Annotated in this window: 14 protein-coding genes; 7 read left to right on the forward strand and 7 right to left on the reverse strand. The window is 68.0% G+C overall.

Going from position 1 to position 15,815, the window contains the following annotated elements:
- The 3 genes from AC3WOS_RS22605 to AC3WOS_RS22615 all read right to left on the reverse strand — a co-directional run.
- A partial coding sequence (locus AC3WOS_RS22605) for a type VI secretion system baseplate subunit TssF (RefSeq protein ID WP_492718750.1) occupies positions 1-744 on the reverse strand: 744 nt, incomplete at its 3' end.
- A gap of 159 nt (positions 745-903) precedes the next feature.
- Entirely contained in the window at positions 904-1,305 is a 402-nt protein-coding gene (locus tag AC3WOS_RS22610) for a type II toxin-antitoxin system MqsA family antitoxin (RefSeq protein WP_492718752.1), read from the reverse strand.
- A 2-nt stretch (positions 1,306-1,307) separates the two neighbouring features.
- Positions 1,308-1,610 carry a type II toxin-antitoxin system MqsR family toxin gene (locus AC3WOS_RS22615; protein ID WP_492718754.1) on the reverse strand — a complete coding sequence of 101 codons (303 nt, stop codon included), beginning with the start codon at positions 1,608-1,610 and terminating at the stop codon, positions 1,308-1,310.
- Between the two features lie 288 nt (positions 1,611-1,898).
- Between AC3WOS_RS22615 and AC3WOS_RS22620 the strand changes: the two genes are divergently transcribed.
- From AC3WOS_RS22620 to AC3WOS_RS22635, 4 genes are read left to right on the forward strand one after another with little or no spacing between them, the layout of a single operon-like run.
- Positions 1,899-3,359, forward strand: a complete 1,461-nt coding sequence (locus AC3WOS_RS22620; protein WP_492718756.1) for a DUF3375 domain-containing protein — start codon at positions 1,899-1,901, stop codon at positions 3,357-3,359.
- Positions 3,346-4,035, forward strand: a complete 690-nt coding sequence (locus AC3WOS_RS22625; protein ID WP_492718758.1) for a DUF4194 domain-containing protein — start codon at positions 3,346-3,348, stop codon at positions 4,033-4,035. Before AC3WOS_RS22620 ends, AC3WOS_RS22625 begins: the two co-directional genes overlap by 14 nt.
- Positions 4,032-7,403 (forward strand): ATP-binding protein, encoded by a 3,372-nt coding sequence (locus tag AC3WOS_RS22630; protein ID WP_492718760.1) that lies wholly within the window; start codon positions 4,032-4,034, stop codon positions 7,401-7,403. The genes AC3WOS_RS22625 and AC3WOS_RS22630 overlap by 4 nt, the downstream gene beginning before the upstream one ends.
- A complete protein-coding gene (locus AC3WOS_RS22635) occupies positions 7,387-8,856 on the forward strand; it encodes a Wadjet anti-phage system protein JetD domain-containing protein (protein WP_492718762.1) in 1,470 nt (489 codons plus the stop codon). Before AC3WOS_RS22630 ends, AC3WOS_RS22635 begins: the two co-directional genes overlap by 17 nt.
- A gap of 66 nt (positions 8,857-8,922) precedes the next feature.
- Here the strand turns inward: AC3WOS_RS22635 and AC3WOS_RS22640 are convergent, their stop codons facing one another.
- On the reverse strand, positions 8,923-10,872 hold the full coding sequence (locus AC3WOS_RS22640) for an SPFH domain-containing protein (protein ID WP_492718764.1): 1,950 nt from the start codon (positions 10,870-10,872) through the stop codon (positions 8,923-8,925).
- 475 nt (positions 10,873-11,347) lie between these two features.
- Between AC3WOS_RS22640 and AC3WOS_RS22645 the strand changes: the two genes are divergently transcribed.
- Positions 11,348-12,070, forward strand: a complete 723-nt coding sequence (locus tag AC3WOS_RS22645) for a substrate-binding periplasmic protein (protein WP_492718766.1) — start codon at positions 11,348-11,350, stop codon at positions 12,068-12,070.
- Between the two features lie 3 nt (positions 12,071-12,073).
- On the opposite strand, the gene AC3WOS_RS22650 is transcribed toward AC3WOS_RS22645, so the two are convergent.
- Positions 12,074-12,886, reverse strand: coding sequence for a M48 family metalloprotease (locus tag AC3WOS_RS22650; protein WP_492718768.1), 813 nt, complete (start codon positions 12,884-12,886; stop codon positions 12,074-12,076).
- Positions 12,887-13,024: 138 nt separating this feature from the next.
- On the opposite strand from AC3WOS_RS22650, the gene AC3WOS_RS22655 reads away from it, so the two are divergent.
- Positions 13,025-13,741, forward strand: coding sequence for an MORN repeat-containing protein (locus tag AC3WOS_RS22655; protein WP_492718770.1), 717 nt, complete (start codon positions 13,025-13,027; stop codon positions 13,739-13,741).
- Positions 13,742-13,830: 89 nt separating this feature from the next.
- Complete coding sequence (locus AC3WOS_RS22660; protein WP_492718834.1) at positions 13,831-14,073, forward strand: energy transducer TonB; 243 nt, start codon at positions 13,831-13,833, stop codon at positions 14,071-14,073.
- Here the strand turns inward: AC3WOS_RS22660 and AC3WOS_RS22665 are convergent.
- Both AC3WOS_RS22665 and bufB read right to left on the reverse strand, forming a co-directional pair.
- Positions 14,063-14,881, reverse strand: coding sequence for an HvfC/BufC N-terminal domain-containing protein (locus AC3WOS_RS22665; RefSeq protein WP_492718772.1), 819 nt, complete (start codon positions 14,879-14,881; stop codon positions 14,063-14,065). The two genes, AC3WOS_RS22660 and AC3WOS_RS22665, sit on opposite strands and share 11 nt — an antisense overlap.
- On the reverse strand, positions 14,878-15,735 hold the full coding sequence (gene bufB / locus AC3WOS_RS22670) for an MNIO family bufferin maturase (RefSeq protein ID WP_492718835.1): 858 nt from the start codon (positions 15,733-15,735) through the stop codon (positions 14,878-14,880). The genes AC3WOS_RS22665 and bufB overlap by 4 nt, the downstream gene beginning before the upstream one ends.
- Positions 15,736-15,815: the final 80 nt, after the last annotated feature.

A 15,815-nucleotide genomic window follows, 5' to 3' on the forward strand; every position in this document is an offset into this window, starting at 1 on the left:
GTGGGAGCGGGGGCCTAGGGGGATCAGCGCTTCGTCCGGCGCAAAGCCGGCCGGGGCCACGGGCGCCGGGCCCAGCTTGTGCCATTGCAGCTGGCCAGGCCACGCCAGGTAGGCGCTGGCGGTGCGCATGAACAGCGCGTCGCGCAGGGCCGCGCAGAACATGGGATCGCCGTCGAGGAACAGGCGCAGCCTGGGCAGGGCCAGCCGGTCCAGGGAGGCGCTGCCGGTACTGTCGATGGTGATGGCGATGGCCGTGCTGACATCCGCATCCAGCCGCACTTCGGGCGGTGCGGCCAGCGTGCCGTGGAAGCGGGCGCCGCTCAGCGCGCAGGGCGCCAGCAGCACGTCGCTGGTGGTGCTGAAGCGGCATTTGACGTCCTGCCCGGCGGCCGACTTGAGGACGGTGCCGCGGCGGATGGTGCCGACCGTGCCGGGCAGTTCATTGCCGTGCCGGCGGAAGTCGAACTGCACGATCGAGCACGAGGGAAAGCTGCGCAGGTAGTGCGGGTACAGCATCTCCAGCAGCGTGGCGGTGAACTTGGGAAAGTCGTCGTCCAGCCGCTTGGAGACGCGGGCGGCCAGCAGCGCCGTGCCCTGGATCAGCCGTTCGACGTGGGGGTCCTTGCAGGTGTCGCCGGCTAGCTGCAGCTTGTCGGCGATGGCGGGAAAGCGTTCGGCAAAGGCGCGCATGTGGCGGCGCAGCAGCGCCAGCTCGGCCTCGTAATGCGGCATCAGTTGCTTCATGTGCCACTCCGGTTGGGGGGAGTGGTCATGCTGGCATTGATGCTGGGGCGGCTATTTGATGTGGAGCAAGAATGCAGTGCAGTTCAATTCGCCAGTACCGGTTTCCGACTGCGCCGCCGGACTCCCGTGTCATGGCACTGCGACGGGAACAACAGCGCCTCAGGCAGATTTCACCTCGTCCAGCAGATCGGGATGACGCTCAAGCACCCTGAGCAGCTTCACCAGGGCAAGCGGTGGTTTGGTCTTGCCGTTTTCATAGCGGGAGAACGCATTGACGCCTCCGCCGAAAATTTCAGCCGCCTGGCGCTGATCGAGGTCGAGCAGCTTGCGTACCTTGGCGATGTAAGCCGGATCGACGTAGCCTGCATTCACCTGGCGCTGGAACTGCCCCAGCAATTCACTGTAGCGGTCGCCATGCTCGCGGTCCAGGATCACCTCGCCACAGGCCGGACAAAAATCTCCCGTCACTGCCGGAACGGTCGTGGTTTCGCCCTTATAAATGTAGGGTAGATCGCGGGTGTCATGGACCAATTGGGCCGCCCCACAGCATGGGCATTTCATGGTCAAAGCTCCTTGAAAGAAACAATCAGTACGCCATCGATAACGGTCAGCTTCACGTACACATCAGCACAACTGGCGGTCTTGGCGTGGTACACGTCCTGCCAGATGCGGTGATCGGCGCGAGTCGTCATACTCTTGTAGAAATCGGCGGGCGTCAGCGATGCGACCACGGCGCACATTCCGGCTAAGTCGGTGATCCCAAAAGCACGAGCGCCACTGTAGGCACTGGCGGTCGCCCCGACCTTACCGGCCGAAATCAATGCTTTCACAACTGACAGTCTGTGGTGAGGGGTGCCTTTTTCCATGTCAATTATAACCTACTTGGTTATCTCAATGGTGATTTGAGCTGCTTTGGCATAGATTGCCACTTGTATTAGCAAGCGCTCCAGCGCTACATCAATCCCGCCTTACGCAGCAGCGCCAGCCAGACTGGCAGCTTGCCGTGGGCCGACAACCGCTGTGTCAGGCCGCACCAGATCGCATCCGCCCGCGCCACCACGGCCGTCAAATGGCAGCTGCGTTCGCCCTGTTCGCGGGCCAGGCGCGCCTGCTGCCGGCACCGGCACAGGGGGTTCTGCCTTAAAATACGCCCCATGAAAGCCGACAAAGCCCTCGCCGTCTACCGCCGCATGCGCACCTTGCCGCTGTGGCGTCTGCTGGCGTCCGGCAACGGCCCCACCGTGCTGGCCCTGCTGGAAACCCATCTGTACCAGGACGAGCGCAGCCTGCCCGCCTCCATCTTCCACGAGCGCATCGAGCGCGAACTGGAACGCCTGCGCAACCTGGGCGAACTGTGGCCGCAAACTGCCCAGCAGTACGTGGCCGACTGGCTGGCCGACGGCTACCTGGAGCGCCGCTTTCCGACCGGTTCGCGCGAGGAAGAGTACGAGCTGGCCATGTCCACCATCGAGGCCATCCGCTTCATCTCCGGCCTGGTCCAGCCCCACAGCGCGGCCACGGAGAGCCGCCTCAGCCTGGTCATCAGTGCGCTGGCCCGCCTGTCGGACGACACCGACGGCGACAAGGCGCGCCGGGTCGCCCGGCTGCGCGCGGAGCAGGAGCGCATCGCGCGCGAGATCGCCGCCATCGAACAGGGCACCGTCCAGGTGCTGCCCGACACGGTGGCGCTCGAGCGCACGCGCGAGATCATCGCCCTGGCCGACAACCTGGCCGGCGACTTCCGCCGCGTGCGCGAGCGCTTCGAGCAGCTCAATCGCGAACTGCGCGAGCGCGTGATGGACTACGACGGCAACCGCGGCCAGGTGCTCGACGCCCTGTTCGCCGGCATCGACCTGATCGCCGACAGCGACGCGGGCCGCACCTTCTCCGCCTTCTGGCGCCTGCTGACGGACCCGGTGCAGTCGTCCACACTGGAGGAGGCGCTGGACCAGCTGATGACGCGCCCCTTCGTCACCGCGCTCGCGTCGTCGGAACGGCGCTTCCTGCTGCAGCTCACACGCACCCTGCTGGAACAGGGCGGCATGGTGCACGAGGTGCTGCAATCGTTCGCCCGCAGCCTCAAGCACTTCGTGCAGAGCCGCGAATTCATGGAGCAGCGCCGCCTGAACCAGCTGCTGCGCGACGCCCAGCGCGCCGCGCTGGCCCTGAAGGACGAGGTCAAGGCCACCGACGCCCTGCACTACACGCTGGAACTGACCAGCAGCAAACTGGGTTCGCTGTCGCAATGGCTGCTGCACGACCCGGCCCTGCAGGCGCTGCCGGCCCGCATGGCCGACGGCGACGGCGCCCCCATCGACCTGGCGACCATCAGCGCGCTGGTGGCCCAGTCCGAGATCGACTTCCGCAGCCTGAAGGCGCACGTGCGCGCCGTGCTGGCCCAGCGCTCGCAGGCGACCGTGGGCGACGTGCTGGCCGCCTTCCCGGCCGAGCAGGGCCTGGGCAGCGTGCTTGGCCTGCTGGCCCTGGGCAGCCGCCACGGCATGCCGGGCACGGCCAGCGAATCGGTGGGCTGGATCGGCGGCGACGATGTGGCGCGCCGGGCCAGCATCCCCGTCATCTACTTCATGAAGGAACGCGCCGATGAACTGGCCTGAAGCAGCACACGAGGCGCCGCCGGCCGACGCCGCGCCCCCGTCCACGGCCCTGTTCCTCAACGACAGCGGCGAGCTGCCGCTCGACACCCGGCGCGTGCTGGTGCAGCTGTTGTCCGGTCCCTCGTTGGACGGACGCCGCCACGCCAAACTGTGGCCCGTGCTGCTGCGCGACGAGGCCGTGTTGCGGCGCCGCCTGTGCGAGCTGTTCCTGGAACTGGTGATCGACCGCGACATGCAGGTCGCCTTCACGCGACAGGTGGACGCCGGCGACCTGGAAGTGCCGATACTGCTGCGGCGCGCCCAGCTCACCTTCATCGACTCGGTGCTGCTGCTGTTCCTGCGCCAGCGCCTGACCCAGGCCGAGTCGCACGGCGAACGGGCCGTGATCGCGCGCGACGAGATCGTGGAGAACCTGGTGCTGTATGAACGGGTCGCCAGTACCGACCGCGCCGGCTTCACCAAGCGTATCCACGCCTCGGTGGAAAAGGTCAAGAAGCACAACATCCTGCAAAAGATCCGGGGCAGCGAAGACCGCTTCGAGATCTCGCCCACCCTCAAGCTGCTGTTCTCGGCCGAGGAAATCCGTAGCCTCACCGAACTGTACGAACGCATGGCGGCCGGCGAGGCGCCGGAGCTGGAACGCCAGCCCGGCGAAGATGACGAGGAAGACGCATGAACGCGCCGCACAGCCCCCACCTGCTGCGCCAGCAGTTCCGCATGGCCCGGCTGCAGGTGTACAACTGGGGCACTTTCGGCGGCCTGCACGACATCGCCATCAGCGAGAAGGGTTTTCTGATCGTGGGCCGCTCCGGCGCCGGCAAGTCCACCCTGCTGGACGCGTTTTCCGCGCTGCTGGTGCCGCCGCGCTGGATCGACTTCAACGCCGCCGCGCGCGAGGCCGACCGCGCCGGCCGTGACCGCAACCTGGTCAGCTACGTGCGCGGCGCCTGGTCCGCGCAAAGCGACAGCGGTTCCGGCGAGACGGCCACCCGCTACCTGCGCGACGGCACCACCTGGTCCGCCATCGCCCTCAGCTACCGCAACGGCAACGGCCAGGAGGTGGTGCTGGTGCAGCTGTTCTGGTTGCGCGGTAACAGCAACGCCAACACGGACGTCAAGCGCCTGTTCCTGATCCTGGAGCGGCCGTTCGACCTGCGCGAAATCGACCACTTCAGCGGCAGCAATTTCGACGTGCGCAAGCTCAAACAGTCGCTGCCCGACGCCCACATCCGCGACGAGTTCCGTCCCTACTGCGAGCGCTTCTGCCGCCTGCTCGGCATCGACAGCGAAATGGCGCTGCGCCTGCTGCACAAGACCCAGTCGGCCAAGAACGTGGGCGACCTGAACACCTTCCTGCGCGACTTCATGCTCGACAAGCCGGAAACGTTCGAGGTGGCCGACCGGCTGGTGGCCGAATTCGGCGAATTGAGCGCGGCGCACCAGGCCGTGGTGACGGCGCGCCAGCAGGTGCAGACGCTGGCACCGGCACGGGCCCGCCACCAGCAGCTGCAATCGCTGCAGCTGCGGCGCGGCGAACTGGAGGAACTGCGGGCCGGCATGCACAGCTACCGCGAGCAGCTGCGCATGGCACTGCTGGGCGAGCGGGTGGCGGCGCTGCGGGTGGAGGCGGACGGTCTGGCGGGCCGCGTCAGGCACCACAACGGCGTGCTGGAAAACCGCGATGCCCTGTTGCGCGACCTGGAACAGCAGCGGCGCGACGCCGGCGGCGACCAGATCGAACGGCTGGAGGGCGAGCTGCGCCTACTCGACGGCCAGAAGGCGGAGCGGATGCGCAAGCGCAAGCAGGCCGTCGATGCGTGCGGCGGCCTCGGTTGGGACTTCATCGGCTCGCCGGAAGGCTTCGCCCGCCTGATCGGCCAGGCCCGCCAGGAGATCGAGGACTGGCAGGGCGACGACCGCAGCCAGGACCGCCTGCTGGAACTGGACCGGGCCGGCACGGACGCGCGCCGCGCGCGCGAGGCCATCGCCCAGGAAGTGCAGTCGCTGCGGCGCCAGCCTTCCAGCATCCCGGCGCCCATGCTGGAACTGCGGCGCCAGCTGGCCGCCGCCATCGGCGTGGCCGAACAGACCTTGCCCTTCGTGGGCGAACTGATCGAAGTGCGTCCGGACGAGGCGCCATGGCGCGGTGCCGTCGAACGCGTGCTGCACGGCTTCGCCCTGTCCATGCTGGTGGACGAGGACCACTACGCGGCGCTGGCCGGCCACGTCAACGACCATAACCTGGGACGCAAACTGGTCTACTACCGCACTGGCCGCGCGGAACAGGCACCGGGCCGGCCCCTGCGCGCCCATTCGCTGGTGACCAAGCTCAATGTGAAGGACGGCGCCTTCGCGCCCTGGTTGCAGGCCGAACTGCGCCAGCGCTTCGACTACGAATGCGTGGACTCAATGAAGGCCTTCCGCGCCGCGCCCGAGCGCGCCCTCACGCGCGAGGGCCAGGTCAAGCACAGCAAGTCGCGCCACGAAAAGGACGACCGCAGCAGCGTCGATGCCCGCCACAACTGGGTGCTGGGCTTCGACAACCGCGAAAAGCTGGCACTGTACGAGCGCGATGAAGCGGCGCTGCGCGAGCAGGAACAAGGGCTGGACGCCCAACTGGCAGCCCTGCGCAAGCAGATCACGCAGCGCGCCGTGCGCCTGCTAGCCTGCCAGACGCTGGTCAACCTGCAGTGGCAGGAGGTGGATGCGCTGCCGCTGGCCGAGCGCGTGGCCGCCATCGAGCGCCAGCTGGCCACCATCCGCGACGGCAACGCCACGCTGCAGGACATCGACCAGCGCCTGCGCCAGCAGCGCGACCTCGTGCAGCAGGCCAGGAAGGCGCTGGAGGACCAGACCGTGGCCCTGCGCACCTGCGAGAGGGAGGTGGCCGGCCACGAGGCCCAGCTGGCGGAATTGCAGCAGGATGCGTCCATCATCCCCCTCACGCCGCACCAGCGCGCCGGCCTGGACGAACGTTACGGCCGCCTGCCCGGCAAGGTCGCGCTGAAGGACGTGGACGGCGCCGACCGCGCCGTCGGCAAGGCGCTGACGGAAGATGTCGCCACCCTGAGCCGCGACATGGCCGACTGCGAAAAATTCATCGAGGCCCAGTTCACCAGCTTCATCGGGCAATGGAAGGCGGAGGCCGACGGGCTCGATGCGACGCTGGCCGCGGCCCCGGACTTCTTCGGCAAGCTGGCGCGCCTGGAGACGGACGGCCTGCCGGCCCACGAACGGCGCTTCTTCGAGCTGCTGCAGAACCAGAGCAACCAGAACCTGGCCGCGCTCAACTCCTACCTGAGCGACGCGCGCAAGGCCATCCTGTCGCGCATGGAGCTGGTCAACGACAGCCTGCGCCAGGTGCCGTTCAACCAGAGCCTGGAGCGCACCACGTATCTGCAGATCCAGCCCAAGGACCGGCAGCTGCCGGAGGTGCGCCAGTTCAAGCAGGACGTGCTGCAGGCGCTGGGCCACAGCTGGAACGACGACGCGGAGCAGGCCGAGGCCAGGTTCATCGAACTGCGGCGGCTGGTGACGCGCCTGGCCAGCCAGGAGCCGGAACAGCGCCGCTGGCGCGAGGCCGTGCTCGACGTGCGGCTGCACGTGGAATTCATCGGCAAGGAATACGACGAGCAGGGCGAGGAACAGGAAGTGCACGAGAGCGGCGCCGGCAAGTCCGGCGGCCAGCGCCAGAAGCTGGCCACCACCGTGCTGGCGGCCGCCCTGCGCTACCAGTTGGGCGGCAGCGAACATGGCCTGCCCATGTACGCGCCGGTGGTGCTGGACGAGGCGTTCGACAAGGCCGACAACGAATTCACGGCGCTGGCCATGAACATCTTCGCCAACTTCGGCTTCCAGATGATCGTGGCCACGCCGCTCAAATCCGTCATGACGCTGGAGCCGTTCATCGGCGGCGCCTGTTTCGTCGACATCCGCGACCGGCGCGCCTCCGGCGTGCTGCTGATCGAATATGACGACCAGCAACGGCGGCTGCGCCTGCCCGAGCATGTGCACAGCGGAGCGGGCGATGAAGCTGCCCGATGACGTCCGCCAGCTGGTGGCGCGCCGCTACGACAGCCGGCACCGCGACTGGCTGAGCGCCGATGCAGGCACGACGCAGAGCCCAGACGCGGGCTGTGGCGCGGCTGCCTGCGCGAAGGCCGAAACAGGCGAGGACGCGGCCTTCGGTGTGGACCTCGACTCGACCACAGGCGTCGGCGCGGACGCGCACATCGGCGCCAACACTGGCGTGCGCCTTGACGGTGTGACGGGCATGGGCGCCGGCACCGGATCGGATACCGGCGTGGGCAAGCAACGCGACTGGCCCTGGACCATCCCGCTCGGCATCCCGACGGAGCCGGCCGCGCTGCGCCAGGTGGACGCGGTGCGCCACTGGGCGTCGGCCTGGCGCGCCTGGCGCGGCGCGGGCACGCTGCGCTGGACGGAGCGGCGCTGGCGCGTGCTGGGCACGCAATCGCTGCCGGAGAGTCTGACGCTGGAGGGGCCGCACGAGGCGGCGGCCTTGCTCGGTGAACTGGACCGCTGGACGCGGGCCGGCCAGCGTCAGCGCCAGCTGACGCAGCGCTGGCCGCAACTGGCGCCGCGCCTGCCGTCCTGTTTCACCATGCTGGCGGATTACGACGAGGACGACTACGAGCGTCTGCAACTGGTGCTCGAATGGCTGGCCGCCCATCCCGCCTCCGGCCTGTATCCGCGCCAGATTCCCGTAGCGGGCGTGGACACGAAATGGATGGAGACGCGCAAGGGGATGCTCGGTGCGCTGGTCGCCTGCCTGCTGCCGGCGACTGGCGCCGATGACGATGTCGGCGCGTGCAATTGCGGCGCGGGCAATGGCAATGGCGGCGACGACGGCAATGTCGGCGGCGGAGGTGGCGGTGGCGGAGGTGGTGGCAGCGGCAGCGATTTTCTCGCCCTGTGCGGGCTGCGCCGGCCGCCCGCCACGGCGCGGATGCGCATCCTTGATCCCGCGCTGCGCACGCTCATGCGGGGCGTGGGCGACATCTGCGCCCCCGTCGAGGAACTGGCCGCGCTGGACTTGCCCGTATCGACGGTGTTGGTCGTGGAAAACCTGCAAAGCGGCCTGGCCCTGCCCGACCTGCCCGGCGCGGTCGCCTTCATCGGCCTCGGTTACGGCGTGGACGTGCTGGGCAAGTTGCCGTGGCTGCGCGCCGCGCGCGGCATCTACTGGGGCGACATCGACACCCACGGCTACGCCATCCTGCACCGGGCCCGCTGCCACCTGCCGCAACTGGAATCCATGCTGATGGACGAGACGACGCTGCGGCGCTATCCGCGCCTGTGGGGCAGCGAAGGCAGCCAGCACGGCGCCGGCCAGCTCGACCTGCTCAATGCGCGGGAACAGGCCGTGTACCAGGCGCTGAAAAGCCAGGCCTGGGGCCAGAACCTGCGGCTGGAACAGGAGCGCATCCCCTGGCCCGACGTGTGCGCGGCATTGCGCGACAGCTTGGCCGGCTAGCGCCCCGACCTCCCACCAAGACAGGCTGCACCCGAAGCGGGCCAGGTTAATGACTGGCCCTGCCCCTCACTCCTTGCGCGCCGGGCCACCCGCCAATTCCCCCGCCTTGATCGCGCTCATCAACCCCAGCAAGGTGCCGAAGGCATTGCCGCCGTCGGCGCCGCCCAGCTGGATCTGCGGCACCAGCGGCACCTTGGCCGTTTCGAACGCTTCGGCCAGGCGCAGCATCACGGTCTGCATCAGCTGCTTGTCGGCGCCCTCGCCCTGCATCGCCTCCGACTTGGCCTGGATGGCCGACGCTTCCGCCTCGCCCACCGAGCGGATGGCCGAGGCCCGGCCCTGGCCTTCCATCTCCTGGCGGAACTTGTCGGCCTGGGCCAGCGCTTCGATCTCCTGGCGCCGCTTCTCGGCCGCCTTCACGCTGGCCGAACCCTGGTTCTCCTTGATCGAAATGTCCACCAGCGAGGCCGTCAGCTCCTTCTGCTTGGAGGCGCGCTGCTCGGCCTCGTTCAGCTCGCGCTCTTTGTCGGCCGCGATCTGCTTCTGGGCGAAGGTTTCCACCTGCTCGCGCGCGATCTGGCGGTCGCGCAGCTGGTTCATGATGTTCTCGATCTTGCTGTCGCCTTCCTGCGGCTTGGGCGTCCCGATCAGCACTTCCTGGAATTCCAGCGAATAGGCCTGGAAGCGCTGCTTCATGTCCATCGAAGCGTTGGTCTGCAGCTCGCTGCGCGACTGGATCAGTTCAATGAAGGTCTTGGTCTGCGAGACGTTCTTGAAGTAGGACGACACCATCGGGTCCAGCGTCTGCTCCACCAGCTGCGCCACGTTGCCGAAGCGCTGCACCACCATCGGCGCCTTGCGGTAGTCAATGTGCACCACCACCGACAGCGGCAGCTGCGGCTCGAACGCATCCTTGGTGATGAGCGTGATCTCGCGCAGGTTCTTGTCGAAGCTGGAACCGCTCTCGCCGGACTTCCACATCAGCACGAAGTTCGTGGTCGGCACCAGCTCGATCTTGCCGGCGTAGGTGTTGAAGGCGTATTTGCCCGGCATGAGCGCATCGCGCCACACGCCGCGGCAGCCGCTTTCCACCAGTTCGCCGTGGCTGTATTCGGTGCCCGACAGGTCGGCGCCCTTGCGCCCCGTGTACGACACCACCACGCCCACGTAGCCGACCGGGATCACGGTCTTCTTGATAAATTCCACCGTCGCGAACAGGCGGTTGATGAAGTAGGTGCCTTCCACCAGCACCCGTTCCTGGCGGCCGCGGCGCCCGCCCGCGGCCAGGAATTTTTCCGGTTCCTGGAACGCGTTGTGGCCGTCGCCCACGTCCGGCGCCAGCAGCTCGTCCTTGAGCAGGCCGGGGCCGTCCTGCACCGTCACCACGGCCAGCTGGTCGGAGTCGTGCGAGCCCGTCACTTCCTTGATGACGACGGGGTGGAAGCCGCTGCGCTCATCGAGCACGCCGCGCATCTGTTCGTAGTACGCCTTCTCCAGCACGTCGAGCGACATGGAATAGGTGGCCTCCTCCGTCATCACGACGAACAGGGCCGGGTTGATGATATGGGTGCCTTCGCGCAGCACCATGCGCTGCGGGCCTTTCTGGCCGCCGTTGCGCAGGAAGGCGCGCACATCGCGGAAGTCGCCGATGGCGGCGTTGTCGGCCAGGGTCTGCCCGGCCGGCAGGTCCACGCCGTCACGCGCGAACACGTAGGCGATGGTGCCCTGGGTTACCGACACCATGGGGTGGATGTGCACCCGGTACTGGAATGGCGGGAAGAAGTGGAAGCCACCGCGGCGCAGGTCGGGCTGCAGGCCGGCCTCGCCATCCAGCGCCAGCAGGCCGTTCTGCACGGAGCCGGACGAACTCCACAATTTCTCCACCACGCCGATGCGGTCGTTCGGTATGTACTTGACGGCGCCCGACAGCTTGAGAAACAGCAGCAAGGCGACGACGGACAGGGCGGCGAAGCCCAGGATGGACAACAGATCGCTGCTAGCAAACAGACTGGACATACAGGTCTTTCGGTTGTGGGTAAGGCTGGGGATACGGATGGCTTCCCGGCGCGCGGGGCGGGCGCGGCTAATGACGCGGCGGGCGCGACGGACGCGGCGGCGCGAACGGGCCCGGCGATGCGGAGAAGCGGAATGGGGTGCATGGATGAACGTTGCCGTTCATGGCGCACGGGCTGGCCGCATGGTGGCGGACCGCCGTGGCGGAGAGTGCAAACTGCGCAAACATTGCGAGTGAAAACACGGTGTGGGCTGATGCTCTACATGAATTGCTTGATGGTCATTCTGGCACAGTTTGCGAAAAGTTAAAGGCCAGCCTCCGCGATTAGAGCGCCGGCTCTAGGACGGCCTGTGGCGTGAAATTGACGCCGGGCCGCTGCTCCCGCCAGCATCCTGTCGTAGAATGGCCATGCTGCTCGCTTGCGGCCATCAGTAAGCGATCCGCCCCCCTACAACATCCTGCGGAGGCGAACCGCCCATGCTCCGGCGATTCCTGTGCATCCTTGCCATGCTGACTGTTTGCCGCGCCGCGCTGGCCGCGCCGGGCGAACTGGTCATGATTGCCCCCACCGACCTGACCATGCCGCTGGTGCAGTTCCGCGACGGCCAGCTCAGCGGCGGCATCCTGAAAGACCTGGGCGACGCCCTGGCCCAGCGGCTGGGACGGCGGGCCAGCTACCTGAACGTGGACGTGGACGGCGTGACGCCCACCCTCACCGAAGGCCGCGCCGACGGCATCTGCTATGTGCTGCCGCACTGGATCGACGGCGACTACCAGTGGAGCCGCCCGCTGATACCGGATGCGGAACTGGTGGTGGCGCGCGACGGCGCCCCGCCTATCCGCTCGCTGGCCGATCTGCGCGACCGTCCCATTGGCACCGTGACCGGCTACCGCTATCCGCGCGTGGAGCAGGTACTGGGCAGCCGCTTCTTCCGCACCGAATCGCCCAACATGGACAAGAACCTGCGCCGGCTGATGGCGGGCGACGTGCAGTACACCATCCTGGTCCAGTCCACCATGGCCTACCTGACCCGCAACGACAAGACGCTGCGGCTGCGGCCCGACCTCGTTTTCTCCACCTTCAAGGCGCAGTGCGCGTTTTCGCGCAGGTCGCGCATCCCGTTCCAGGACATCAGCCGCGCGATCGATGCGCTGGTCGATGACGGCAGCGTGGAGCGGATACTGGCGCGCTACCGCTAGCGCCTAGCGGCCGCCGGGGTCCGCCAGGACAGCCGCCAGCGCGCGCGCCGCCTGCCAGCGGCTGGCCGGCGCCGGATGGCTGTCGCTGTCGAAATAGGGCCGTCCGCTGGCCCGCATCATCTTGTGGTAGTAGCCGGCCAGCCGCCCGGCGGGCCAGCCGGCGCGCGCCGCCAGCAGCAAGCCGGCGCGGTCGGCCTCCGCTTCCTGCGCCAGGTTCAGCGGCGCCAGCCTGGCCATCAGCGCCGCATCGTTGTCGACCGCCTGCACCAGCGCTTCGAACGGCTGGGCGGCCCGCGCCGGTTCCAGCGCCAGCGCCAGTTCCAGCTCCTTCAGATTGTGGCGCAGCGCCGCGTGGGCGATCTCGTGCGCCAGCAGCATGGCCAGTTCCGCGTCGCTCAGTTCGAGCCGCTCCACGTAGGCCTGGCTGACGAGCATCTTGCCGCCGGCCATGCAGTCGGCATCCTGCTCCGGTTCGGCGGTGGTATGCACTTCCCACTGCCAGGCCGCCGTCTCCGGGTAATCGCGCGCAGCCTGTGCGATCAGGCCGGCCGCCACGCGCCGCACGCGGCCGGCAAAGGCGGCGCCGGCATCGAGCCGGCCCGCTTCGTCGAGCGCGGCGACCCGCGTGGCATACACGCCGCCCGCGTGCGCCGCCACCTGCTCCTGCGTGAGCGCCTGCGTGGATGCCGGTGTGGGTGTGGGTGCCTGCGTGGGTGCCGGTGTGGTCGCCTGCGCGGCGGCCGCGCCGGCCAGCAGCGCCAGCAGCGCCAGTGCCGGCATGGCGCGCCTGGCCTGCCTGGGGAAGAATGATCTCATGCCGGTCTGCCGGTAGCGGAATATCGCTCCATGGTATGCCGGAGCGGCGGCGCGATCAACGAGGCATCGCTACCGCAAGTTGCCCACGGCCAGAACAAAATGGTAACATTAACAAATTACTATTTATGGAGTGTGGTCATGCGCCTGATGCTGACTCTGACGTCATTGCTGCTGGCGGCCAACGCCAGCGCCGGCACGAGCTACCTGGGCAATCCCGACTGCCTGATCGCCAACCCCCATCCCATCGAGAACGAGCGGGCGAGCTGGACCGGCGGCTGCAAGGATGGCTATGCCGATGGCATGGGTGTGCTGAACTGGTCCGTCAATAGCCGTCCGCGCGGCGGCTACGAGGGAGTGCTGGTGCAGGGCGTGCCCAACGGTCCCGGCTTCCTCCTGCTGGAGAACGACGCCACGCTGCAGGGCAATTTCAAGGACGGCGAGCTGGAAGGCGCAGGCGTCTATACCAACACACGCGGCAACAAGCTCTCTGCCACCTTCCAGCGCGGCGTGCCGGTGGGCGACGTCGACTTCACCAGCGTCGAAGGCGACGTCTACCGCGGCGGCTGGCGCGACAACCGGCCCCATGGCCAGGGCAAGATGACGTTCGCGGTGGGCGGCACCTATGAAGGCGGCTGGGCCAACGGCGAATTCAGCGGCAAGGGCGTGATCACCTATCCGAACGGCGAACAGGCGGCGCGCGAATTCCGCCCACAACCGCGGGCGGCGCCGCCGGCCCCCCCCCCGACAAGCCAAGCTACGGCATACGGCAGGAGCAGCCGGAAACGGGCACCCACATCCGGCACAACGCGGCGTACGGCTTCGACGTACCGCCCAACCTCAGCTACGAACAGCTGACGCCGGAACAACAGCAACTGGTCAAGCAACCGTACAAGATCCTGCTGGAAGGCGACGAACCGCCCTATCCGCTCAAGGGGCCGGAACCGATCGCCAAGGCGTTCTCGGAAATACTGGCCAAGATGAAGTACAAGGGCGAACTCCGGCTGAACGTGCTGATCGACAGCGACGGCAAGCCCGTCAGCGCCACCATACTGCAGGCGCCCGATCCGGAAATGGGCAAGTTTGCAGCCAACGTGCTCATGCTCAGCAAGTTCAAGCCGGCCCGCTGCGGCGGCAAACCCTGCGCCATGCGCTACACCTACAACACGCGCTTTATCATCAAGCTGTAACGGCCGGCGCGCAGGCGGCGGCGCCGCGCCACGTCAGCACGCCCTGCGCCAGCCATTGCTGCAGATAACCGGCCAGCACCGGCACGGCGGCCTCGCTGCCGCCGTCGCTGTCCTGCGCGCCGTGCTGCTCGCACACGGCGCCGAAGGTGGCGCCGCCGCCGATGCGCGCCAGAGCGTCGGCCTCGCCCTCGCCCAGCGACCGGAAATGGGGCTGCTCGCCGCGGCGCCACACCAGCCACGTCATGGGGACCTCGGACGATGTCGCATCGGGCGGCGTCTGCTGCGCCCCCAGCGCCTGCCACAACGCCACCGCATTCCAGCGCAGCGGCAGCAGCCGCACGGACGGGTGCCAGTCCAGCGCCAGCCCGGCCCACGCCTGCGGCGCCAGCGACGCCAGGTCGGCCGCCGCCAGCGGTGTGGCATCGGCCGCGTCGAACGCCAGGCCCAGCGTCCACTCGAAGCGGGCCAGCTCCGCCACCCACGGGTATTCCGGCAAGGCCTGCGCCACATGGTCGGCAAACCGGTCGCCGTACCAGCGCAGGTTGGGCTGCCGCGACGGGTGGGCCGCCAGGTAGCTATCGGCCAGCTGCGCAAACAATTCGTCGCCCAGGTAAGTCCAGGTTTTGTCGTACGCCTCGCACAATGCCTCGCGCATACGGATGCGATAGGCGTTGTAGTAGATCGCCAGCCGCTGCTGCGCGCCCAGCCCGTACTGGCTGCGCACCGCGCTGGCAATGGCCGGCTGCGCGCCGCCCTGGCCCAGCACGTAATCCTGGAACGCGCACTGGATATCAGCGAGCCCGTTCATGCGGCCTCCGCTTCGGCCAGCACGGCGCCGGCCAGCTGGCGCGCGCGCTGGAGTTCAGCCGCCAGTTCCGGCAGCGGCGGGATATTGTCGTCGCGCTCTATCATGGTGGCCACGGGGCCGAAGCGGCGCAGCGCATCCGCGTACAGCGCCCACACGGGATCGGCCACCGGCTGGTCGTGGGTGTCGATGATGCAGCCGGCCTGCTCGCTGTGGCCGGCCAGGTGGATCTGCTGCACGCGCCGCGCCGGCAGCGCGCGCAGGTAGGCGCGCGGATCGAAGCCGTGATTGACGCTGCTGACGTAGACGTTGTTCACGTCCAGCAGGATCAGGCTGTCCGACTGTTCCGCCACGGCGGCCACGAACTCCCATTCCTGCAGCGTGTCGGCCTCGAACGACAGGTAACTCGACACGTTCTCGAGCAGGATGGGCCGCCCCAGGTAGTCCTGCACGCGGCGCACATTGCGCACCACGGCGGCCACCGCTTCCTCCGTGTAGGGCAGCGGATAGAGGTCGTGCATGTTCGTGCCATGCACGCCGGTCCAGCACAGGTGGTCCGACACCCACAGCGGCTGCACCCGCTCCACCAGGGCCTTGAGCGCGCGCAGGTAGTCGTCCGACGGCCCTTGCGGCGTGCCCACCGACAGCGACACGCCATGCATCACGACCGGATAGTCGCAGCGTATGCGCTCCAGCATGGCCAGCGGCTTGCCACCGGGGACCATGTAGTTCTCGGACAGGATTTCGAACCAGTCCACACCCGTGCTGGCGGCGCGGGTGCCGATCAGGTCCACGTAGTGGGCGGGACGCAGGCCCAGGCCGAAGCCGGGCGAAGCTTGCAGGGTGGCGTTTTGCATGGCGGCTGAAAGAGAGGATGGACGGGATGGCCGGCAGCGGCGCGCCGCATGGGTGGCGCAGAACGGACAATGGTCCAGGT

This window comes from Rugamonas sp. FW305-51 (genome assembly GCF_058786935.1).

Bases quoted from the DNA above. Each gene is read 5' to 3' on its own strand.
- AC3WOS_RS22630 (WP_492718760.1), top strand. From the start codon at position 4,032: ATGAACGCGCCGCACAGCCCCCACCTGCTGCGCCAGCAGTTCCGCATG.
- AC3WOS_RS22615 (WP_492718754.1), bottom strand. From the start codon at position 1,610: ATGGAAAAAGGCACCCCTCACCACAGACTGTCAGTTGTGAAAGCATTG.
- bufB (WP_492718835.1), bottom strand. From the start codon at position 15,735: ATGCAAAACGCCACCCTGCAAGCTTCGCCCGGCTTCGGCCTGGGCCTG.
- AC3WOS_RS22645 (WP_492718766.1), top strand. From the start codon at position 11,348: ATGCTCCGGCGATTCCTGTGCATCCTTGCCATGCTGACTGTTTGCCGC.
- AC3WOS_RS22620 (WP_492718756.1), top strand. From the start codon at position 1,899: ATGAAAGCCGACAAAGCCCTCGCCGTCTACCGCCGCATGCGCACCTTG.
- AC3WOS_RS22635 (WP_492718762.1), top strand. From the start codon at position 7,387: ATGAAGCTGCCCGATGACGTCCGCCAGCTGGTGGCGCGCCGCTACGAC.
- AC3WOS_RS22650 (WP_492718768.1), bottom strand. From the start codon at position 12,886: ATGAGATCATTCTTCCCCAGGCAGGCCAGGCGCGCCATGCCGGCACTG.
- AC3WOS_RS22665 (WP_492718772.1), bottom strand. From the start codon at position 14,881: ATGAACGGGCTCGCTGATATCCAGTGCGCGTTCCAGGATTACGTGCTG.
- AC3WOS_RS22625 (WP_492718758.1), top strand. From the start codon at position 3,346: ATGAACTGGCCTGAAGCAGCACACGAGGCGCCGCCGGCCGACGCCGCG.
- AC3WOS_RS22610 (WP_492718752.1), bottom strand. From the start codon at position 1,305: ATGAAATGCCCATGCTGTGGGGCGGCCCAATTGGTCCATGACACCCGC.
- AC3WOS_RS22655 (WP_492718770.1), top strand. From the start codon at position 13,025: ATGCGCCTGATGCTGACTCTGACGTCATTGCTGCTGGCGGCCAACGCC.
- AC3WOS_RS22640 (WP_492718764.1), bottom strand. From the start codon at position 10,872: ATGTCCAGTCTGTTTGCTAGCAGCGATCTGTTGTCCATCCTGGGCTTC.